This is a genomic window from Acinetobacter sp. YH12231 (assembly GCF_013417755.1).
In the GTDB taxonomy this organism is placed as follows: domain Bacteria; phylum Pseudomonadota; class Gammaproteobacteria; order Pseudomonadales; family Moraxellaceae; genus Acinetobacter; species Acinetobacter amyesii.
Genome location: NZ_VPDJ01000009.1, coordinates 67350 through 89614 on the forward strand (window position 1 = coordinate 67350; position 22265 = coordinate 89614).

Genomic DNA, 22265 nt, shown 5'->3' on the forward strand with positions numbered 1-22265 from the left:
ACACAATGAGTTTTCCTCAAGTCGAATTAAACACCAATAAAGGTCGTATTGTTCTTGAGCTTAACACTGAAAAAGCACCTAAAACTGCTGAAAACTTCTTACAGTATGTTCGCGATGGTTTCTATGACGGCGTGATTTTCCACCGTGTTATTGATGGTTTCATGATCCAAGGCGGCGGCATGGATGAAAACTTCAAAGAAAAAACAACTCGTGATTCTATTGAAAACGAAGCTGACAACGGTTTAAGCAATGATGTTGGTACGATCGCTATGGCACGTACTCAAGCACCTCACTCTGCTTCAGCTCAATTCTTCATTAACGTGAAAAACAACTCTTTCCTTAATCACACTGGTAAAACAGCGCAAGGTTGGGGCTATGCAGTATTTGGTAAAGTAGTTGAAGGTCTTGACGTTGTTGACGCAATCAAAAGCGTTCGTACTGGTAACCGTGGCTACCACGCAGACGTTCCTCTAGAGAACGTTGTAATCGAATCAGCTAAAATCATTTCTGAATAATTTTTAAATTCTCCCTGAGTAGCATTGCTGCGCAAGTCCCTTTAATAAAGGAGGGAGTTTCAATATGAAATAAATGTCGGAACTCCTCCCTTTTCCAAAGGGAGGCTGGGAGGGATTTTTAGAATAAGGAAAAGATTCGTGACCTATCTGTTTATCGCTGATTTACATTTGTCACCTGAACACCCTCGACTCGTTCGGGGGTTTTTAGCTTTGTTAGTACAATACAAAACTCAAAATACCCAGCTGTATATTTTAGGTGATTGGTTTAATGCTTGGATTGGTGATGACTTTACTGCCCCATGGTTAGACGAAATCATTGCAGCGCTTAAAGATTTTACTGCTTTGGGAAATCAAATTTATTTCCAAGTAGGTAATCGTGACTTTGCATTGGGTCAAAAGTTTTTAGATAAATTTCACGGTCAATTATTACAAGACGTTGATTATCTCCACATTAGCAACTATAAAATTCGCCTCGAACATGGCGATTTACTTTGCACCGATGATGTGTCTTACCAAAAGTTTCGTAAAGTGATTCGTAATCCTTTGCTTTTAGGTTTCTTAAAGAGCTTACCGCTTAGCATTCGACAAAAAATCGCCAATGGCTTCCGCAAAAAAAGTACAGAAACCAAGCAAGTTAAATCCTATGACATTATGGATGTAAATGCCGAAGCTGTAGAAAAAGCTTTAGAGCATGCCGATCTACTGATTCATGGACATACCCACCGCCCCCAAATACACGATGTGCATGGCAAACCTCGTATCGTTTTAGGGGACTGGCGTACAGAACAAGCTCAAATATTAGAGATTGGTGAAAACCCATCTGTGAGTGATTTAAAATTAAAAATTTGGTCTTACTAGTCCATAGCTTTCTAATCGTTAGCCTTTAGAAAAACTTACCATCATATTTGATTAATATACGCATCCAGACCATGCAAACGTAGACTTTAAATTAAGCAAAAAAAAAACAGCAGATCATCTGCTGTTTTTTGCTTTTAGGCTAAGCGATATAGCTGGTTTGGGCCAGTATAGAAGCTTTTGCCATCTAGATTCAGGTTAAATGTCTCGCCTGTTTCTAATTCAACCATTTGCCCAACATCAACCCAAATTAAACCAGCATTGGTATTTTGTTGACGTTTTAAAGGCACCATTTTTACATTAATTTCGTCGCCATTTACGGCTTTGGCAGTTTGCCAAGTATTTAAAATATTCAAAAGATTTACTCAACATGTGAGCTTTTTGTGACAGAACAAAGAGATTAATCAATCGGGTTTGGAATAATAATTCTGTAGTTACAAAGATATGATTCAAGTCAGAAGCTTGAATACAGATAAATCACAATCAGCTAAATAAAAAAAGATAAGCAGGAACATTACCCGCTTCGAGTTAAGCAGAAGTATACAATATTGCGCTTTGATTAGCAAAAGTAGGACTTATATACGTTATAAATACCTGCTTTTTCAATAGTATTCAAAAATCTGTGTCATTTCAATAAACTGAATCAAACAAGAAATGACACATCATGGCAAGCAACTTTGATTTCAAAGCTGTTTTTAAAAACAATTACAGTCAAGCCCTCCTCACTGGTGAAAACGGTATCTTAACCCCACCCCTCAAACAACTGACAGAAGCAGCTTTAAATGCTGAAATTGAATTTAGAAGCCCCCACTAGCCAATTGTAGGAATAGCTATTCTCGTAAGACTGTAAAATCATCTTACGGTTCATTTGAACTGGAAATACCTCGGGATCGTGCTGACGATTTTGAGCCTCAACTCGTCAAGAAAAATCAAACCTAACTCCATAAATAGATCGACAACAAAGTCATTTCGCTATATGCACTCCGTACGGGCTACCGCAATATTCAGAAACAAATTACCGATATGTATGCACTGGTTCTTTCCAAGGGTGGCATTACCAATATTACAGACAAGTTAATCCCTGAATTACATGCTTGGTAACGGCGTCTTCTCGATATTGCCGTATATCCATTTGTGTGGCTCAATACCATTCATTACAAGTATTATTCACCAATTAAAATGTCGTGTTTTTAACAAAAAAGATCAAGAATGAAGGTATTTCTGTCAACAAAGCCGTTTTACCATTCTGGGATTACATGCCGAGGACCATAAAGAACGGCTAGGTCTTTACCTTTCAAAAAGTGAAGGTGCTAATGAATGTTCAGCGTATTCACAGATTTGCAGAATAGTGACAGACATTCTGATCGCCTGCATTGATGGACGTAAAAGCTTCCTGAGGCAATTGCTGCGATATGTCCGCAGACAGAAGTTTATACACTGAAGAATGCGGCCCACATCAAAACAAGCCTCAATTTATCATGATATATCTGGGCTTATTCATGATTCGGGTTATTTAATAGCGAGGTGGTGTCGCACTTCAAGACTTAACCTACTTATATTTAATTAGTAAAGATTCTCATTATTCACAATGTAAATTTTAGTAAATATAGTAAATTAGTCAGAATTTAAATTAGATACATAAGCAATTTAGTCGGGTTTAAAAAGTTTAAATATAAGTATTTTAGTCAGGTATTTAAATAACAGAATTAGTTTATTTTTAAATCATTAAAACGATTAAGTTATTGTATTAAAACACTTTAATAATATATTTTTATTTTAACTGTTCAACCTATTTGCTTTTTGTGTATATTTGTTAATAATATAGTACAAGTTTAAAGAATAGGCTTATCTCCATGAGCTTAAAATTCAAAGATTTAAATCGTCGTGTGGTCAGAGAAATAACCGCAATACTAATAATTAAAGTGATTATTTTAATGATCATTAAGAACATCTGGTTCGACGCCCCTACCATCCCTAAAAACTTTGACAATCAAGTTGCCGAGCATATTGCTGGCAGTCCTTCCCAAATCAAGGAGACACGTTGATGATTTCTGAAAGCGTGGTCGATCTTTCGCGGTTCCAATTTGCAATGACCGCGATGTATCACTTTATTTTTGTTCCGCTGACTTTAGGTCTGGCTTTTATTCTTGCCATTATGGAAACCACCTATGTGATTTCTGGCAAAGAAATTTATAAAGACATGACTAAATTCTGGGGAAAACTCTTCGGTATTAACTTCGCATTAGGTGTTACTACTGGTTTGACCATGGAGTTTCAGTTCGGTACTAACTGGGCGTATTACTCGCACTATGTCGGTGATATTTTCGGTGCACCATTAGCCATTGAAGGTCTGATGGCATTCTTCCTTGAATCAACATTTATTGGTTTATTCTTCTTCGGCTGGGATCGCCTATCCAAAGTTCAGCATTTGGCTGTCACTTGGTTAGTTGCGCTTGGCTCGAACATGTCTGCACTATGGATTTTAGTGGCCAATGGTTGGATGCAAAACCCTGTTGGTTCTGCTTTTAACTATGAAACCATGCGTATGGAAATGGTGGACTTCGGTGCGCTGATTTTCAACCCCGTGGCTCAGGTTAAATTCGTGCATACCGTATCTGCAGGTTATGTGACTGGTGCTATTTTCGTACTGGCAATTTCAAGTTACTACTTATTGAAAAAGCGTGACTTGCCATTTGCGCGTCGCTCATTCGCCATCGCTGCTATCTTTGGTTTAGCGTCTACACTTTCAGTGATCTTACTAGGTGATGAATCTGGTTATGAAATTGGTGATGTACAAAAAACTAAACTTGCTGCAATTGAAGCTGAATGGGACACTCACCCAGCTCCAGCGCCATTTACTTTGTTTGGTATTCCAAATAAAGAAACCATGTCTACTGACTACGCGATCAAAATTCCTTATGTCATGGGGATTATTGCAACACGTTCAACTGACAAAGAAGTGACAGGTATTAAAGACCTGATCGTACAACACGAAGCGCGTATTCGTAACGGTATGGTGGCTTACTCGCAGTTAGAACAACTTCGTGCAGGCGATACGTCTCCTGAACTTAAAGCAGCATTTGCTGAGTCTCAAAAAGACTTGGGTTATGGTCTGCTTCTGAAAAAATACACAGACAAAGTGGTCGATGCTTCTGACGAACAAATCAAAGCAGCTGCAAAAGACACTATTCCACATGTCCCAAGCTTGTTCTGGGCATTCCGTGCAATGGTTGCTTCTGGTTTCTTAATGCTCCTTCTGTTCGTACTTGCTACCTTTGCTGTCGGTAAACGTAATGCAGAAAACAAACCTTGGTTATTAAAGTTTGCTTTATTTGCCCTGCCATTACCTTGGATTGCAGCACAAACAGGTTGGTATGTTGCCGAAGTTGGTCGTCAACCTTGGACTATCGGTGAAGTTCTACCTACACATCTTTCAGCTTCTAGCTTAAGTACAGGTGATGTATGGGGTTCTATCCTTGCATTGGCAGCGTTCTACACTGTACTGCTGATCATTGAAATGTACTTAATGATTAAATTCTCACGCCTTGGCCCAAGTTCTCTACATACTGGTAAATACCACTTCGAGAAACTTGAAGCTGCAAAAAAGGCAAATGAGGAGGCTCAAGCATGATCGAATATGAATTACTCAAAATCATTTGGTGGGTTTTAGTCGGTGTCCTACTGATCGGCTTCGCCCTCACCGATGGCTTCGATATGGGCTCAATGGCGATCATGCCATTCGTAGGTAAAAAAGACGAAGAACGTCGTGCGGCAATCAATACGATTGCCCCACACTGGGACGGTAACCAAGTATGGTTTATTACTGCCGGTGGTGCACTGTTTGCAGCATGGCCAATGGTATATGCAACTGCATTCTCAGGCATGTATTGGGCGCTGTTACTGGTACTCTTCGCTCTCTTCTTACGTCCAGTCGGTTTTGACTACCGTTCTAAACTTGAAAATACCAAGTGGCGTAATTCTTGGGACTGGGGTTTAGCAATTGGTGGTGCCGTTCCTGCCCTCGTATTTGGTGTTGCGTTTGGTAATATGTTCCTTGGTGTTCCATTCACTATGGACGAAACTGTTCGCTCGACTTATACAGGGAGCTTCTTTGCACTGCTTAACCCATTCGCTTTAGTTTGCGGTATCGTGAGTTTATCTATGCTTTGCGCTCACGGTGGTGCATGGCTCATGCTTCGTACAGACGGCGATCTACGCGCACGCTCTGCAAAAGCAACTCAGCTTATGGGTATCGTATTCTTAGTTTGCTTCTTACTGGCAGGCGCATGGTTATACTTCGGTAATATCCAAGGCTACACATTAGCTCAACCGTTTGACACTAATGGCGTTGCAAACCCATTAGCTAAAGAAGTGATCACCAATGCCAACCCAGGTTGGATGAACAATTACAGTACTTATCCAATTACTATGATTGCGCCAATCATGGCTATTTTAGGTGCGCTGATCATCATCCTTGCCGCAGGTAAAGGTAAAGCAGGTTTCAGCTTCCTTGGTTCAAGCTTGGCAGTCATTGGTGCAATCTTAACTGCTGGTTTTGCATTGTTCCCTTTCCTTATGCCATCGAGCATCAACCCAACTGTAAGTTTGACTATGTGGGATGCGGTATCAAGTAAAAATACCCTAACTGTGATGACAGTTGCAGCATGTATTTTTGTCCCACTTATCCTGTGCTACACAACTTGGTGTTACTACAAAATGTGGGGCGTGGTTACTAACAAACATATTGAAGAGAATTCACACAGCCTATACTAAGGCTGTGTCTAAGGAGAAAAGACGATGTGGTATTTTGCTTGGATTCTCGGTATTTTGATGGCATGTTTTGCAGGTGTACTTAGTGCGCTTTACATCGAACATCATCAAGATCTAGATGAGGAATAACAAATGACTGATGCTGCTGTAGAAAAATCACTTGTAGAAAAGAAGCCAAATAAATTTGCAATGGTCATTTCCTGCCTGTTAGCTTTTCCTTTGGCAGCCGTGTTACTTGTACATCCTGCTGTTATGCTGGATGACAATGGTGGATATAGCCATCGAGCGCTGATGTTCATCATGATAGGTATTTCAGGTGGTTTTGTGCATGGTGTGGGTTTTACGCCACACCATTGGTTCTGGAAATGGCTTTTTAGCCCCTTTCTCGCTTGGCCACTTATGCTGTGGGGCTACTACACATGGTTCCTACATTAATTAATATCTAAATAAAGCCCTCAATTGAGGGCTTTTTTTATGTTTGCCTTAAAGCGCTGATTTTTCAATGCAGATTAATAAAACAAAATATTATAAATTTTTATTAAAAATTAAACATTTTCTAACATTTGATTATACATATTAGCGCCCGCAAAGTTGCATCGCCGCTGCATGGCCTTTAGCATGCTCTGCACCTGAATTGGAGTTATATAATGAAAACTAAAACCTTTTTAGCTGCAGCATGCATTATTGCCAGTACTTACGCATCTGCAGAAGAAGCAAAAAAAGGATGGCTGTCAAAAGCTATTGATAAATGGAATACCTTGGGGCAGCTGACAGATAAGGATTTTGAACAGTATCCGACGGTGCAGGAATTTTTCCAAGCCAAGTATAAAAATCCGCGCACCATCACCATGAATAACGTATCTTACGGTGCTGGCACCATTATGTGGGAACGCGCAAACACCTATTGTGCGCGTGACGGCGGTGAATTTGTACAAATTAAAAGCCATCCATCACCGCTGATTCCTTATAAAGGCTCTGAGGTGCTGTCTACACCGAATCTGCAAAAATACTACGGCTTATTCCAGTGCAAAAATATCAAAAACAGCTGGAAAGTTTACTTTGACCATCAGAACGAGCGTATTTTCCAGCATCCGTCTCCAAACACGGCTTCTGACGTCAGCTTCAATTTCGAATAATCGTTATCTATAGAAAAAATCAAAATATGCAAAAAACATTATTGTTTCTTGCCGCAGCAGCCGGGCTATCCGGCTGCCAAGTCACAGGGGAACGCGGCAGCCTCTATCAAAATGTGCTAGGCGGCTTCGGGCCTAAAACCCAGCATATCCAGCTCAATCCAGAACTGAACAGTTTTTCCCTGACAGTACCGCTCTCGGCTTATAATGAATTGGATTTAAACAAAGGGCTGATCAGCAATGCCCCGTTCTTTAACCAGTTAAAACAAGACCGTTACTGGAGTGTGCATCATATTTATGACGCGCAATTCCGGCGCCTGGCGCAAGACCGGGTTAAAATAAAAGTCTGCAATACGGTCAGCGCTGATCACCGCCGCAGCGCCAACGACTCCAGTTCCTGCGCAGATATACAGATGCGCGTCGCATACGACAGGCTGAGTGATGGCGTACGCATGACCTTCAAGCCTATTACGGCCGATATCAGCACAGAAGACTTCGGCTTCTTTATCAAAAACGCAGCGCCGGAATTATTTAAAAATGCCGAGCAGCTGAACACTGCAACCCTGATTAAAACCTTCGGCTATGAAGATGCGCTGACAGTCAGCAGCAAACGCACGATTTCCAGCCTCAGCAATGTGCTAGTAAAAAATGGCTATACCGTTACTACTCAGGATATTGCCAATGAAAAAATTTACTTAAGCTCATTTGAGCTTAAATCGGCTGACGCGAAGGTCTTTTCCATCTTGAACTGCCGCACCGCTGCCGCCAAAAATGGTTCCAGCACCAGCTGCAAATATGCCCTGTTCAGCCCCTATGCCATCAGCGACTATCGAATTTACAACAAAGAAATAGCCAGAAAAATCAATCAGCTATTCAACTAAACCCAAAGCCGGCATGAAGCCGGCTGTTTTTATCCGCTTAGCCGGCGCCTGCCCAGATACTGACAGATTATACTTGCGGGCGCTTATGAGCGCTGGCCGGCCAGTCCGCCATAGCTTAAACAACTACAACCAAGGCATTCGACCTGCCAATCATCTGCACAGAAACATTGATTTACGTTCTGACGGACTGCTCAATACATTCTGCTACAGCATTTTCCCGTACGTCCAGCGCATAAAAAAAGCCGGACATTGGTCCGGCTTGATTATTCCGTTTACATTAATGCTTAGCGATGCGTATGAATCGACATCACAATTCCCATTCCTGCGAGCATCGCAATTACGGCTGTACCACCATAACTCATCAACGGTAGTGGATCACCTGTTACCGGTAAAATCCCACTGACCATACCCGAGTTTAAAAATACAAAAAAGAAGAAAGTTAATCCTATCGCCCCTGCATAGAGTCGTCCAAAATTATGGAAGCAATTTAGTCCAATAATCAAACAGCGAACAATAATTGCTGTAAATAAACTAAATAAAAGAAATACACCAATAAAGCCAAACTCTTCAGCATAGGTCGACATAATAAAGTCAGTATGATGCTCTGGCAGATAACCCAAATGCGACTGTGTCCCTTCGGTATACCCCTTACCCATTAAACCGCCTGAACCAATGGCAATTTTAGACTGAATAATATTCCAACCTGCACCAAGTGCGTCAGACTCAGGATCGAATAACGTCAGTACACGTTTTTTCTGATATTCCTGCAAAAAGAACATCCAGAGTACAGGTGCTGCAATCGCAAAGGCTGTTAAAGCAGCTGCAATTAAACGCCAAGACATTCCACTTAAAAATAAAACAAAAATACCCGGAATAATCAAACCGATATTCAAGTCAGGCTGTAAAGCGACCAATGCAAATGGAATCAATAATAAAATTAATGCCCCGACAATTTGTAAAAATTTCGGTGGAAAAGGTTTTCGCGCAAAATACCACGCCATAATCAGTGGCATGGCAAATTTCATAAACTCACTCGGCTGCATACTGCCGATACCCGGTAAGCTAATCCAGCGTTTCGCCCCCATCCTTTTTTCACCAATAACCAAAACCAACAACAGTAAAAATATACCGATGGCATATAAGTACGGACTCATAGATTGGTAAACTTTGGGTGGAATTTGCGCGCAGATCAACATCACAATAAAGCCTACACCAAAACTTGTGGCTTGACGTAGTACCATTCCCGAATCTTCCGCGGTCGCACTATAGACAACCATCAGCCCCAATATTGCATTGAGTACCAAGAAGCAAAGTAACCACGGGTCTAAATGAAGTTTAGCCCATCGAGAAGAATCGTGTTTTATACTGCGGCCATCACGTAATGACTGACGTAAAAAACGATACTGTTGAGAAGGGATCATTGCGAAACAGATCTAAAAAGGATGCGGGAATTATAGATTAAAGCGACAGTAAAAATCACTGTCCCTTAAATATTCCTTGAAATAATCATCTATTAACTTGAGACGCTAAAATTAAACGTGCCAATTCCAAGTCATCAGGATAGGTAATTTTAATATTGTCCGAACGACCTTGCACGACATTAACTTGCTCACCGACAAATTCTAAGGCACTTGCTTCATCTGTGATGGTCGCACCAGCGGCAAGCGCTTGTTCAATGGCATTTTTAAGTACACCCAATTTGGCAATTTGTGGTGTCTGCGCTTGCCATAAAGTTGAACGATCTACCGTTGTTGATATTTGTGGTGCCGTTTCAACTCGTTTTAAGGTATCGCGTACGGGAATTGCGAGAATCGCACTTTGCTCCGAATCGACTGCCGATTGAACTAAATCTTCTAGACTCAACTGTGAGACACATGGTCGTGCTGCATCATGAACGAACACCCAATCATCATCATTGGCAATCGAAGATAGATATTGCAATGCATTGAGTACAGAATGCACACGCTCTGCACCGCCTAAACAAAAATGAGCCTTCTCTTGATTAGCTAGTGCCAAGGTCTGAGCAACATTATCTTGCTCACCTATAGCCAACACATAGCCTGTCAACGGCAATTGGTTGAGACGTGCAACTGTGTGTTCAAGCACAGTTAGACCCGCAATGTTTTGATATTGTTTTAGTTCAGTTTTAGAAAATCGACTTCCTGAACCAGCAGCAGGAATAATGGCCCACAATTTAAGGTTCTGGTGGAAGTTCGGCTGGTTCTGACTCATTGGTACGTAGGTCTACTTTTGCGTTTGGATCAATATAAATTGGTTTGTACTGAGTACTGATCGTACTCATCTGTACGAAAGTCTCATGCGGTTTAATTAAACCTAAATCTAGACGAGCATGCTCTTCAATAGCTTCAACGCCATTTTTTAAATCGTATACTTCAGCGGCAAGTACGCGATTTCGTTCTTTTAATTCGTCATTGAGTTCGACTTGTTGTTGTATTTTCTGACTCAGTTGTTGATGTTGATGATAACCACCTTCACCGAACCAGTATAAATATTGAAACCCTGCGATCAAAAAGATCGCAAGGCCCAACAATGCTTTACTCGCTTTGGAGTCAAATACATTTAACATAGATAGCATGATCTGCTTAGTTCAAACCTTTGAACTCAGCTTTACCGCGATATGCAGCATTAGTCAATTCTTCAATACGAAGTAATTGGTTATATTTCGCTACACGGTCAGAACGGCAAAGTGAACCAGTTTTGATTTGACCCGCTGCTGTACCTACTGCAAGATCCGCAATAGTTGAATCTTCAGTTTCACCAGAACGGTGTGAAATTACTGTAGTGTAACCATTTGCTTTCGCAAGGTAGATTGCATCTAGAGTTTCAGTCAACGTACCGATTTGGTTGTACTTGATCAGGATCGAGTTACCCACTTTTTCGTTGATACCACGTTGAAGAATCTTAGGATTCGTCACGAATAGGTCATCACCAACCAATTGGATTTTGTCGCCAAGGATTGAAGTGAGGTAAGACCAACCTTCCCAATCAGACTCGTCCAAACCATCTTCAATTGAAATGATTGGGTATTGTTTTGCAAAACCTGCAAGGTAGTCAGCAAATTGGTTGCTTGTGAATGCTTTATTGCCTTCACCTGCAAGGATGTATTGACCATCTTTGTAGAATTCTGAAGATGCACAGTCAAGCGCAAGCATAATGTCAGAACCAGCTTTGTAGCCAGTTTTTTCAATTGCTTCAAGAATTACTGTAATTGCTTCTTCGTTAGAACGAAGGTTCGGTGCAAAACCGCCTTCATCACCAACTGCAGTATTTAAACCTTGTTTCTTTAAAACTGATTTCAAAGAATGGAAAATTTCAGCACCAGCGCGTAAAGCTTCAGAGAATGAAGTGAAGCCAACTGGCTCAATCATAAATTCTTGAATGTCTACGTTGTTGTCTGCATGTGAACCACCATTTAGGATGTTCATCATTGGAACAGGCATAGTCAAAATGCTGTTATTACGAAGGTCTGCGATGTATTGGAAAAGTGGAATTTTCTTTTCATCAGCAGCAGCGCGCGCAGCAGCTAGCGATACCGCTAAAGTTGCGTTCGCACCTAATTTTTCTTTGTTTTCAGTACCGTCAAGCGCGATCATTGTGTTATCAATGTCTTTTTGTTCGAATACTGATTTACCCAACAATGCATCACGAATTACTGTGTTAACGTTGTTAACCGCAGTTTTAACGCCTTTACCTAAGTAACGAGCTTTGTCGCCGTCACGAAGTTCTAAAGCTTCACGAGAACCAGTTGAAGCACCAGATGGTGCACATGCACGGCCTACAACGCCAGAGGCTAAGATTACGTCTGCTTCGATGGTAGGGTTACCACGAGAGTCCAAAATTTCACGTGCACGAATGTCAACGATTTGGCTCATGAACAATTCCTCAGTTGATTAATAAAAATGATGCGTCAAAAGTGACGCATCAATGTGTATCGAATTAGTGTGTGTCTAACTTTGCGAAACCTTTAACCAAGGTATCGAGTTCTTTTAACTGTGCCAAGAAAGGCTCCAACTGTGACATGCGTAGCGCACATGGACCGTCACATTTGGCATTTTCTGGATCTGGATGAGCTTCTAAGAACAAACCTGCTAAACCAGTCGCCATACCTGCTCGTGCCAGTGTCGTGATTTGCGCACGACGACCACCCGCAGAATCCGCACGACCACCCGGCGTTTGAAGCGCATGTGTCACATCAAAGAACACAGGGACATTCATTTCTTTCATGATGTCAAAGCCCAACATATCGACAACTAAGTTGTTGTAACCAAATGCTGAACCACGTTCACAAAGAATCAGTTTGTCATTCCCTGCTTCCAAACACTTATGCAGAATATGACGCATTTCGTGTGGTGCGAGGAACTGTGCTTTTTTGATGTTAATGATGGCATCAGTTTTCGCCATCGCTTCAACAAGGTCAGTCTGACGGCTTAAAAATGCAGGAAGCTGGATAATATCCGCAACTTCAGCAACAGGCGCAGCTTGGTATGGTTCATGTACGTCAGTAATAATCGGCACATTAAAGTGTTTTTTAATGTCAGCTAACCACTCGATTCCTTTTTCCAGGCCTGGGCCACGGAAAGAGTTCAAGCTTGAACGATTGGCTTTATCAAAACTTGCTTTAAACACATATGGAATATCCAAGCGTTTGCAGATATCCACATAGGTTTCAGCAATTTCAAAAGCAAGGTCTTTTGACTCAAGTACGTTCATGCCGCCGAATAGTACAAATGGCAAATGATTTGCCATTTGTATATCGCCTAAACGTACAATTTCCTGTGGTTTTAATTGTGACATTTAAACTTCCTAGTTTAGTCCTACAATGCCATTACTTGGTTTTTTGATACTGTTTTTTAGCAGCATCAATAAAGCCAGCAAATAATGGGTGTCCATCACGTGGTGAACTTGTAAATTCCGGATGGAATTGTACAGCAATAAACCAAGGATGTTCAGGAATTTCAACAGTTTCAACAAGACGCTGTACTGGAGAATAACCTGAAATCTTCATGCCTTTTTCTTCAAGCACTGGGATATAACGGTTGTTCATTTCATAACGATGACGATGACGTTCAACGATCTCTTCAGAACCGTAAACTTGTGCAGTTCTTGTTCCTGCAACCAATTCAGATTTTTGAGCACCCAGACGCATTGTGCCGCCTAAGTCAGAATCTGCATTACGTTGTTGAACTTCGCCGCGCTCATCTAACCATTCAGTGATTAGACCAATCAATGGTGATTTTGTAGAACGGTTAAATTCAGTTGAAGTTGCATCGCCAATACCCGCAACGTTGCGCGCATATTCGATCACAGCCAACTGCATACCCAAACAGATGCCGAGGAACGGTACACCGTTTTCACGTGCAAAACGAATCGCTTTCATTTTGCCTTCTGTACCACGTTCACCGAAACCACCTGGCACTAAGATTGCATCCGCGTCTTTTAATACGTCGTTTACATCTTGGCTTTCAAGCTCTTCTGCATTGACGTAGTCGATTTGAACTTTCACACGGTTTTGAATACCCGCATGTAAAAGTGCTTCGTTTACAGATTTGTATGCATCTGGAAGTTCAACGTATTTACCAACCATCGCTACACGAACTGTGTATTCAGGGTTCAGTAATGCATCTACAACGTTATCCCAGTCTGTAAGATCAGCTTCTGGAAGATCGTTATAACCAAAACGTTCACAAATTAAATCGTCAACGTTTTGTTCATAGAAAGTACGTGGAATTTGGTAAATTGAACGCGCATCTTTACATACCACAACTGCACGTGCTTCAACGTTCGTAAATAACGCGATTTTACGTGTAGTATCAGCATCAACATCATGCTCTGTACGGCAGATCAGGATGTCTGGTTGAATACCAATCGATAAAAGCTCTTTTACAGAGTGTTGAGTTGGTTTGGTTTTTAATTCAGCAGCTGACTTAATGTATGGGAGTAAAGTTAAGTGCATTAACATTGTGCGCTTATGACCGAGTTCGACCATAAGTTGACGTACAGATTCCATGAATGGGAGAGATTCAATGTCACCTACTGTACCGCCGATCTCAACGATCGCAACGTCATAGCCTTCACCTGCGCGAAGAACACGTTCTTTAATATTGTCAGTAATATGTGGAATAACTTGAACTGTACCACCGAGGTAGTCACCACGACGTTCTTTATTCAAGACATCTTGGTACACTCGTCCTGAAGTAAAGTTGTTCAGTTTGGTCATTTTCGCACGACGCAAGAAACGTTCGTAATAACCCAAGTCTAAGTCAGTTTCAGCACCATCCTCTGTGACAAAAACTTCACCGTGTTGGAATGGACTCATAGTCCCTGGATCGACATTAATGTATGGATCCATTTTTACCATGGTTACTTTTAAACCACGGGCTTCTAAAAGCGCAGCCACTGATGCAGCTGAAATACCTTTACCTAGTGATGATACAACACCACCAGTAACGAAAATAAAATGGGTCATTAAGTTTCTCGTACAATGGAGCCTAAATTGGCCTACAATGTTGTGCGATTTTACTTTACTCTGTACCAAGAAAGCAAAGTCATTCCGCATCAATTCATAGAACAATTAACAATTGGCTATTGTAACAGCAATTATCATAAAAATTTAGAGTAAGTTCTTATCATTTCTATATTCTTATTTGCTGTTATAATGCATTTATCCAATCCACACTTTTTTGTTTTGTGTAATTATGAATAAGAAACTTTTAATCTGCGGTGCAATCGCAACAGGTCTACTTCTTACAGCATGTGTAAAAAAAGAAGCACCAAAAGAAGAAGAACAGGAACAGGTTGAAGTTGCAGCATCTGAACCAACAGCATCTGTACCTACACAATTAGAACCAGTTGAAGAACAACCCGTTGTTGAAGAAACGACTCAACAGCAAGTTGAAGTGATTCGTGAAGAAACACCGAATACAACAACTGAAATTCGTCGTGAACCTACTCCTCCTGCAGAAGCTCCAGCTCCAAAAGCAGAAGCACCTAAAGCTGCAGAAAAACCTGCGCAAGCTGCTCAACCTAAACAAAACTCAGGTTCTGCACAGTCTGAAGATGACGCCGTAGCTGCTGCCATTGCTGCTGCAACACCAGCCTTAGAGAACTAAGATCGAAGTTTTATCAAACAAATGATCAAAAAAACCCGGCAAAAGTCGGGTTTTTTATTGTTTCTATGTAAATAAAAATCTGTACCCGACGATGCACTGTTTTTTCTCACAACTATTCTTGTAATTTTTCAGCTAAATATTCAATAAATAAACGAACACGTTTCGGTAAATGCTCTTGTTGATAATAGACAGCATGAATAAGCTGTTCATGCGGTTCAATTTGATCGTCTAAAAATTGTACCAATCGCCCTTCTGCAATATCTTTTTCTAACATAAAAATCGAAAGACAAGCGATGCCCATCCCATGAATCGCAAGCTCCCGTAGTGTTTCACCATTTGATGCCTTGATGTTGGGTCGGATCGTCAGGGGCTTCCCTGCGACTTGGAACGGCCAAGTATTCATATGGGTAATTTGACTAAATCCAAGTAAAGCATGTGCTGTTAGCTCATCAGCATTTTGCGGTCGTCCATGCTGCTGAAGATATTCAGGACTCGCCACCAAACACAATCGACTCTTATAGATGAGTTTTGCATGCAAACTTGAATCGTTTAATTTTCCAAAGCGAATTGCGACATCCGCTTTATGCTCTAATAAGTCAATCACTTGATCATGATTCACCAATTCAATCTGTATATGTGGATAACGTGCATTAAATTCTGGAATCAAGGGAACGATCATATGCAGAATAAACGAAATCGCAGAATCGACTCGCACTAACCCCGAAGTATCTGCATCTAATTTCAGCAGAGAATCTTCCGCTTCACTCAAATCATTCAATATCCGCCGTGTTTTAGCTAAAAATAATTGCCCCTCTTGCGTGAGCTTAATTTTGCGGGTTGTTCGTTCCAACAGGGTTACATTTAATTTAGATTCCAGACGCTGTAATGCACGGCTGACACCAGATGCTGTTTGATCCAGTCTTTCTGCTGCTTTGATAATAGAGCCGCTATCTACAATAACAGTAAAAGCCTGCAGCTCCTCAATGGTCGATTTCATTGCATATTCTAATTCGTGATTTTTAATCAATAATATATTCCAAACTCATGCATTTTTCTTCATTAAAATTAGCAGCACAATAGCATCAATTCAAAAAAGAGAATTCCTGATGATTGTTCCTCAATTTGGTGTCGGCACCTTCCGTTTGACAGGTGAAACTGTCATTCACTCAGTTAAAACAGCCTTAGAAGTTGGATATCGTGCTGTAGACACCGCACAAATTTACGCTAATGAAGCAGAAGTAGGCCAAGCACTCCATGAAAGTCAGGTCAATCGAGCTGATATTTTCTTAACCACGAAAATTTGGACTGAAAATTATGCTGCCGACAAACTAATACCCAGTCTAAAAGACAGTTTAATTAAATTGAGGACTGATGCAGTTAACCTTACACTTATTCATTGGCCAGCACCTGCACTTGGAGTCGATATTCCTGAATTAATGGGACATTTACTTGAGGCAAAAAAACAAGGATTGACTGAGCATATTGGTGTATCTAATTTTAATATAGAGCTCACTCAACAAGCCATTGATCACATTGGGCTGGAAAATATTGCAACCAATCAAATTGAACTCAGTCCATATTTGCAAAATCAAAACTTGGCCAATTATCTGCAAGCGAACAATATAGATGTCACATCCTATATGACTTTGGCTTATGGCAAAGTTTTGCAAGACCCAACGCTGTTAAACATCGCGACCGAACACCAAGCTACTTCAGCTCAAATTGCACTCGCATGGGCACTGCAAAAAGGTTATGCCGTGATTCCATCTTCAACCAAACCTGAACATTTAATCAGTAATTTAAAAGCTCAAGAGATTCATTTAACACCTGAACAGATGCAGGCCATTGCCACACTGGACAGAAATGCGCGTGAAGTGAACCCACCTGAACTTGCTCCAGTGTGGGATATTTAATATGAAATTCAATTTTCCATTAATTGCATTAGCTGTTGGTGCTTTTGCAATTGGCACAACAGAATTTTCACCGATGGGTTTTTTGCCTGAAATCGCAGCAGATTTATCGGTTTCCATTCCTCAAGCGGGCTTACTGATTAGTGCCTATGCCGTTGGCGTCATGATTGGTGCCCCATTAATGACCTTATGGTTAGCACGTTTTCCAAAACGCACTGCCCTTATTTTACTAATGGCAATCTTTACCATCGGTAATATTTTGGCAACGATTGCACCCAATTATCTCGGTTTAATGACGGCACGCTTAGTCACCAGCTTAAATCATGGTGCATTTTTTGGCTTAGGTTCTGTGGTTGCAGCGAGTGTTGTTCCGAAAGATAAACAAGCCAGCGCTGTCGCCATGATGTTTATGGGCTTGACCATTGCCAATATTGGCGGTGTGCCACTCGCAACGTGGGTGGGGCAAAATATCGGTTGGCGTATGTCTTTTGCAGCCATTACCTTACTGGGCATTATCACCATGTTGGCATTATGGAAAGCACTGCCCCATCAGCAACAGACCGAAAAACCTGATGTACGAGCAGAGTTAAAAGTATTAACACGCATGCCTGTTGTTTTAGCACTGCTGACCACAGTCATGAGTGCTGGAGCTATGTTCGCGCTATATACTTATATCGCACCGAGCTTAAAAGTCTTTACCCATGCAAGCCCTGAGCTTATCACTTTCATGTTGGTCTTAATCGGGATCGGATTTTCAATTGGTAACCATTTCGGTGGTAAGTTTGCAGATCAATCCTTAGATAAAACCTTGATTGGCTTTTTAGTCTTACTCATGCTGATGATGCTGTTATTTCCAATTTTAGCAACATCCACCATTGGCGCGGCGATTGCATTAATCATCTGGGGAGCAGCAGCCTTTGCCGTTGTACCACCTTTACAAATGCGTGTTATGACAGTCGCTCACGATGCACCAGGCCTCGCTTCTTCAGTGAATATTGGTGCATTTAATCTTGGAAATGCTTTGGGCGCTGTTGCTGGTGCCGCAGTGCTAAATCTTAACCTCAGCTATGCCGCGGTGTCTTATGCAGGCGCTACACTGAGCGCTATAGCGTTGATTTTAGTATTGATTCAAATGAAGATTAAACCTCAAACATCTGCATGTTGCGCACAAGCTGAATAATTTCACAAAAAATAGCCTATTAAAAGTAGGCTATTTTTTAGTTCGCATATAACTTTAAAAAATCTGCCATCAATTTGGTTGCCCATGAATGGGTTTCCACTAAACCTTCATAATAACCACAGTGACTGCCTTTTTTGGTGGTTACCACCACAACATTCGGCAAAGAACGGATTAATTCTTTATAGGGTTCAAAGTTTTGAATGTGGCAAACAGGGTCATCTTCGGCATTTAAAATCATCAATGGAATTTTAAGATTTTCAAATACATAAATTGGATTGGTAGATTTTGCATAACTTTCATAATCAGTAAAACCAGCCATTTGGAAATAAGCACGCTCAAACTGCGCCAAATTTTTACTTTTTAGTACTTCTATTAAAGATGGTGTTGTTGACCATGTTGCAGAATAGGGTTCTACAAATTTCTGAAAGAGCTTCTTGGTCATCATTTTACTGTAAAAAGGATGTACATTTTTAAAGCCAAGCTCAGTATCATAACCCGGACATAAAGCAAAAGCCGCTTTAAGTGGTGTTTCCTCACCTTGCTCGCCTAAATAGCGGACCAATAGCCCCGTTCCTGCAGATGAACCGACGCCATACAAACTCGATGCGGGAAATTTCTGCTGAATAAAGGCAATCTGTTCACGTAAGTCATCGGTTGAACCAAATAAATTTATTTTGGCAACTGGCATAGGCAAATTGGCATGACCGCGTCTTAAACACAGTGCAATGCGCCAACCTGTATATAGATGAAGATCCCGAACCACTTCTCGCATACTTTCAGGCGTTCCCGTAATCGTATGCATGAGCACCACAGTTGGCACATCCGCAGGTAAATCTAAGCCCAACCATGCAATGGCTGTAATCCCTCCATCAGCCATGGTCAGTTGCTCTATAGCGTCGTATTTAAGCTTCACTTGGCGCTTTTTAATGACATCAAAATACAGTAAATGTGCATGAGTATTCGACAGCCAAGGCGTAGGACGATATTTTTCATGTAGTTGCTTTAACTTCGGCAGCACATGTTTCATTTGCCCTTCAGGATGATAATAAAGCTGTGGTAATTCTGCACCGATGGCATGATCTACAAAATTTAAAAGAGCCTGACACCCTTTATGCATCACATTATTCATTGACCTTACCTTCACCTCGCTTCGCACTACAGCAAATCATTTCAATCTTTTCACTTTGACAAACAAGGCCCATTAAACAAACGTATCTACAAAACCATATCTCGCTAGCAATATTTGTTTGCTTAAGCCTCATAAGCAAAAAGCATGACAATATCCATCATGCTTTTTATCATTCTGTGATGAGCATTTAAAATCAGCAGATTTAAGGCTGATATTGCGTAATGCGCTCACCCATTTTCGCCGCCAATGCTTCCAAGCCACTTTTCGGACGGAGCATGACTTCAAAATCAATCATCTGTCCTTGTTCATTAAACTGAATCATGTCGATCCCTTTTAACTTTTTCTCGCCAACATTGGCAGAAAACTCAAGCACCACATTTAAACCATCTTCTGAGTAAAACTCACGGTGATAGGTAAAATTTTCAAAAATTTGAATCACATTGGTCAAAATAAAAGTTACTACAGGCTTACCTGGATATGGGTTAAACGCGACAGGTGAACGAAACACCACATCCTCTGCCAAGAGTTCATTTAAAATATTCATATCCCGTGTGTCGAGCATTTCGTGCCAACGTGCAACAGATTTTTTTGTTATTTCAATAATCATGTTTATGTCCTTTTTTTGTTGATGAATCATTTCCCTATCCTCAAACTCCTCTCAAAATGGAGAGGAAGCACGACAACTGCATATTAAATTGAATGTAGTTGTCGTGGATAAGTATGAGGCTGATTAAATCACCGCAGCCAAATCTGCACCTTGACGAATGGCACGTTTAGCATCTAACTCACCAGCTTCTTTCGCACCACCAATCAGATGCACATTTTTTCCATCTGCTTGTAACTGTTCATACATCGCGGTATAGGATTCCTGACCTGCACAAATCACCACATGATCAACATCTAAAATACGTGGTTGACCATCAACGGTAATATGCAAACCTTGATCATCTATTTTGTCGTAGCTTGCACCCGCAATCATTTTTACATCACGGTGTTTCAAACCTGTACGGTGAATCCAACCCGTGGTTTTACCTAAGCCAGCACCGACCGATTTAGCCTTACGCTGCAATAAATACACTTCACGCGGCGATTCTTCAACGTCAGGATGTTTCAAGCCACCGACTTGTGCATAAGTGGTATCAATTCCCCATTCATCATAAAATTTCTCAGGATTGAGGCTACCGCTTTCACCTTCATGCGTTAAATATTCAGCCGTATCAAAACCAATACCACCCGCACCAATGATTGCTACACGTTTGCCAACAGGGTGACGTTCACGTAAAACCTGTAAATAGCTCAATACTTTTGGATGATCAATACCATCTATATCTAACTGACGCGGCGTTACACCCGTCGCCACCACGATGTCATCAAAATCAGACTGAGCTAATTCTTCATACGTTGCCGTATGGTTCAGTACCAATTTAATCTGAGGCAATAGTTCTATTTTGCGTTTGAAATAACGCAGCGTTTCATAAAACTCTTCTTTACCAGGAATCGTTTTCGCGATATTGAACTGCCCACCAATTTGGCTCGATGCTTCAAAAATAGTTATGTTATGACCACGCTCTGCAGCATAAGTTGCAAAGCTTAAACCCGCAGGTCCCGCACCAATCACAGCAATATTTTTCACCTGTGCAGATTCTTTAAAAATCAGTTCAGTTTCATAGCAAGCTTGAGGGTTAACCAAACATGTTGCAATTTTCATCGAAAAAATATGATCTAGGCAGGCTTGGTTACAACCAATACAGGTATTAATTTCATCACTACGACCTTGTTCTGCTTTTTCCACAAAACGTGGGTCAGCCAGCATTGGACGTGCCATGGACACCATATCTGCATCACCCGAAGCAAGTACGTGCTCAGCCATTTCAGGGGTATTGATACGGTTTGAGGTGATTAAAGGAACATTCACTATACCTTTTAATTTCTTGGTCACCCATGTAAATGCAGCACGTGGCACTTTGGTTGCAATGGTCGGAATACGTGCTTCGTGCCAACCAATACCGGTATTGATAATGGTTGCACCGGCTTTTTCAATCGCTTTTGCAAGTTGCACAACTTCTTCGAAAGTCGAACCGCCTTCAACCAAATCCAACATAGAAAGACGGTAAATAATAATAAAATTTTCACCGACTAATTCACGCGTACGACGCACGATCTCAATTGGAAAACGAATCCGGTTTTCATAACTGCCACCCCATTCATCATCACGGTGGTTGGTACGTGCAGCAATAAACTCATTAATTAAATAACCTTCTGACCCCATGACCTCTACACCATCATAACCCGCTGTCTGTGCTAACTGAGCACATTTGGCAAAATCATTGATTGTGCGTTCGACGTCTGCTGTGCTTAAAGCTTGCGGTTTTACTGGGTTAATTGGTGCTTGAATAGATGAAGGTGCAACATTATTGGCCTGATACGAGTAACGACCTGTATGCAAAATCTGCATCGCAATTTTACCGCCAGCATCATGTACCGCCTGCGTAATCACTTTATGTTTTTCTGCTTCTTCTAAAGAGTCTAATTTTGAACCACCAGCAAATGTCACACCATCATCATTGGGAGAAATACCACCAGTTACAATCAGACCTACACCACCTTTCGCACGCTCAGCGTAAAAAGCTGCCATGCGTTCATAGCCACCCGGTGCTTCTTCAAGGCCGATATGCATAGAACCCATCAATACACGGTTCTTTAGCGTTGTAAAACCTAAATCTAGTGGTGCCAATAAATTTGGATAATTTGACATTTTTTCT

General features: G+C 41.1%; 24 protein-coding genes and 1 pseudogene. 14 read left to right on the forward strand and 11 right to left on the reverse strand.

Features of this window, described 5'->3' with window-relative positions:
* Nucleotides 1-5 precede the first annotated feature (5 nt).
* The gene (locus FTV11_RS06745; RefSeq protein ID WP_078193500.1) at nucleotides 6-515 is read left to right on the forward strand and encodes a peptidylprolyl isomerase; all 510 of its coding nucleotides are present in this window, start codon (nucleotides 6-8) and stop codon (nucleotides 513-515) included.
* A gap of 138 nt (nucleotides 516-653) precedes the next feature.
* A complete protein-coding gene (locus FTV11_RS06750; RefSeq protein WP_180073621.1) occupies nucleotides 654-1373 on the forward strand; it encodes a UDP-2,3-diacylglucosamine diphosphatase in 720 nt (239 codons plus the stop codon).
* A gap of 134 nt (nucleotides 1374-1507) precedes the next feature.
* Here FTV11_RS06750 and FTV11_RS06755 read toward each other — a convergent pair whose 3' ends face one another.
* Nucleotides 1508-1726: a transposase gene (locus FTV11_RS06755; protein WP_168378619.1), complete on the reverse strand. Its 219-nt coding sequence runs from the start codon at nucleotides 1724-1726 to the stop codon at nucleotides 1508-1510.
* Between the two features lie 308 nt (nucleotides 1727-2034).
* Here FTV11_RS06755 and FTV11_RS06760 point away from each other — a divergent pair, with 308 nt between their 5' ends.
* From FTV11_RS06760 to FTV11_RS06800, 9 genes and pseudogenes are all read left to right on the forward strand, one after another.
* On the forward strand, nucleotides 2035-2184 hold the full coding sequence (locus FTV11_RS06760) for a hypothetical protein (RefSeq protein ID WP_168378620.1): 150 nt from the start codon (nucleotides 2035-2037) through the stop codon (nucleotides 2182-2184).
* A 59-nt stretch (nucleotides 2185-2243) separates the two neighbouring features.
* Nucleotides 2244-2471: pseudogene (locus FTV11_RS17310) on the forward strand (transposase).
* A 752-nt stretch (nucleotides 2472-3223) separates the two neighbouring features.
* Nucleotides 3224-3415, forward strand: coding sequence for a cytochrome oxidase putative small subunit CydP (cydP, locus tag FTV11_RS06770; protein ID WP_078188513.1), 192 nt, complete (start codon nucleotides 3224-3226; stop codon nucleotides 3413-3415).
* Nucleotides 3415-5001, forward strand: a complete 1587-nt coding sequence (locus FTV11_RS06775; protein ID WP_078188514.1) for a cytochrome ubiquinol oxidase subunit I — start codon at nucleotides 3415-3417, stop codon at nucleotides 4999-5001. The genes cydP and FTV11_RS06775 overlap by 1 nt, the downstream gene beginning before the upstream one ends.
* Nucleotides 4998-6143 (forward strand): cytochrome d ubiquinol oxidase subunit II, encoded by a 1146-nt coding sequence (gene cydB, locus FTV11_RS06780; RefSeq protein WP_168378622.1) that lies wholly within the window; start codon nucleotides 4998-5000, stop codon nucleotides 6141-6143. Before FTV11_RS06775 ends, cydB begins: the two co-directional genes overlap by 4 nt.
* Nucleotides 6144-6167: 24 nt before the next feature.
* The gene (gene cydX, locus FTV11_RS06785; RefSeq protein WP_002120988.1) at nucleotides 6168-6269 is read left to right on the forward strand and encodes a cytochrome bd-I oxidase subunit CydX; all 102 of its coding nucleotides are present in this window, start codon (nucleotides 6168-6170) and stop codon (nucleotides 6267-6269) included.
* A 3-nt stretch (nucleotides 6270-6272) separates the two neighbouring features.
* A complete protein-coding gene (locus FTV11_RS06790; RefSeq protein WP_180007838.1) occupies nucleotides 6273-6575 on the forward strand; it encodes a cyd operon YbgE family protein in 303 nt (100 codons plus the stop codon).
* Nucleotides 6576-6787: 212 nt separating this feature from the next.
* Entirely contained in the window at nucleotides 6788-7276 is a 489-nt protein-coding gene (locus tag FTV11_RS06795) for a hypothetical protein (protein WP_180022130.1), read from the forward strand.
* Between the two features lie 26 nt (nucleotides 7277-7302).
* Complete coding sequence (locus FTV11_RS06800) at nucleotides 7303-8154, forward strand: hypothetical protein (RefSeq protein WP_180022129.1); 852 nt, start codon at nucleotides 7303-7305, stop codon at nucleotides 8152-8154.
* Nucleotides 8155-8438: 284 nt separating this feature from the next.
* Here FTV11_RS06800 and rodA read toward each other — a convergent pair whose 3' ends face one another.
* From rodA to FTV11_RS06830, 6 genes are all read right to left on the reverse strand, one after another.
* Complete coding sequence (gene rodA, locus FTV11_RS06805) at nucleotides 8439-9575, reverse strand: rod shape-determining protein RodA (protein ID WP_180073622.1); 1137 nt, start codon at nucleotides 9573-9575, stop codon at nucleotides 8439-8441.
* A gap of 85 nt (nucleotides 9576-9660) precedes the next feature.
* Nucleotides 9661-10386, reverse strand: coding sequence for a 2-C-methyl-D-erythritol 4-phosphate cytidylyltransferase (gene ispD / locus FTV11_RS06810; protein WP_180073623.1), 726 nt, complete (start codon nucleotides 10384-10386; stop codon nucleotides 9661-9663).
* Complete coding sequence (locus FTV11_RS06815) at nucleotides 10349-10741, reverse strand: septum formation initiator family protein (RefSeq protein ID WP_078188520.1); 393 nt, start codon at nucleotides 10739-10741, stop codon at nucleotides 10349-10351. Before FTV11_RS06815 ends, ispD begins: the two co-directional genes overlap by 38 nt.
* A 16-nt stretch (nucleotides 10742-10757) precedes the next feature.
* The gene (gene eno / locus FTV11_RS06820) at nucleotides 10758-12047 is read right to left on the reverse strand and encodes a phosphopyruvate hydratase (RefSeq protein WP_078188521.1); all 1290 of its coding nucleotides are present in this window, start codon (nucleotides 12045-12047) and stop codon (nucleotides 10758-10760) included.
* Between the two features lie 64 nt (nucleotides 12048-12111).
* Nucleotides 12112-12969, reverse strand: a complete 858-nt coding sequence (gene kdsA / locus FTV11_RS06825; RefSeq protein WP_078188522.1) for a 3-deoxy-8-phosphooctulonate synthase — start codon at nucleotides 12967-12969, stop codon at nucleotides 12112-12114.
* A gap of 31 nt (nucleotides 12970-13000) precedes the next feature.
* The gene (locus FTV11_RS06830) at nucleotides 13001-14641 is read right to left on the reverse strand and encodes a CTP synthase (protein ID WP_180073624.1); all 1641 of its coding nucleotides are present in this window, start codon (nucleotides 14639-14641) and stop codon (nucleotides 13001-13003) included.
* Nucleotides 14642-14870: 229 nt separating this feature from the next.
* Here FTV11_RS06830 and FTV11_RS06835 point away from each other — a divergent pair, with 229 nt between their 5' ends.
* On the forward strand, nucleotides 14871-15284 hold the full coding sequence (locus FTV11_RS06835; RefSeq protein WP_180041001.1) for an internalin: 414 nt from the start codon (nucleotides 14871-14873) through the stop codon (nucleotides 15282-15284).
* 112 nt (nucleotides 15285-15396) lie between these two features.
* Here FTV11_RS06835 and FTV11_RS06840 read toward each other — a convergent pair whose 3' ends face one another.
* Nucleotides 15397-16281 carry a LysR family transcriptional regulator gene (locus FTV11_RS06840; RefSeq protein ID WP_180005111.1) on the reverse strand — a complete coding sequence of 295 codons (885 nt, stop codon included), beginning with the start codon at nucleotides 16279-16281 and terminating at the stop codon, nucleotides 15397-15399.
* Nucleotides 16282-16390: 109 nt separating this feature from the next.
* On the opposite strand from FTV11_RS06840, the gene dkgB reads away from it, so the two are divergent.
* Together dkgB and FTV11_RS06850 are read left to right on the forward strand one after the other, a co-directional pair.
* A complete protein-coding gene (dkgB, locus tag FTV11_RS06845) occupies nucleotides 16391-17197 on the forward strand; it encodes a 2,5-didehydrogluconate reductase DkgB (RefSeq protein ID WP_218950475.1) in 807 nt (268 codons plus the stop codon).
* A 1-nt stretch (nucleotide 17198) separates the two neighbouring features.
* Complete coding sequence (locus FTV11_RS06850) at nucleotides 17199-18374, forward strand: MFS transporter (RefSeq protein WP_180073625.1); 1176 nt, start codon at nucleotides 17199-17201, stop codon at nucleotides 18372-18374.
* Between the two features lie 37 nt (nucleotides 18375-18411).
* On the opposite strand, the gene FTV11_RS06855 is transcribed toward FTV11_RS06850, so the two are convergent.
* The 3 genes from FTV11_RS06855 to FTV11_RS06865 form a co-directional block, all read right to left on the reverse strand.
* A complete protein-coding gene (locus tag FTV11_RS06855; protein ID WP_180073626.1) occupies nucleotides 18412-19503 on the reverse strand; it encodes a YheT family hydrolase in 1092 nt (363 codons plus the stop codon).
* A gap of 202 nt (nucleotides 19504-19705) precedes the next feature.
* Nucleotides 19706-20110 (reverse strand): nuclear transport factor 2 family protein, encoded by a 405-nt coding sequence (locus FTV11_RS06860; RefSeq protein WP_180055919.1) that lies wholly within the window; start codon nucleotides 20108-20110, stop codon nucleotides 19706-19708.
* Nucleotides 20111-20233: 123 nt separating this feature from the next.
* A complete protein-coding gene (locus FTV11_RS06865; protein ID WP_180073627.1) occupies nucleotides 20234-22258 on the reverse strand; it encodes an NADPH-dependent 2,4-dienoyl-CoA reductase in 2025 nt (674 codons plus the stop codon).
* Nucleotides 22259-22265: the final 7 nt, after the last annotated feature.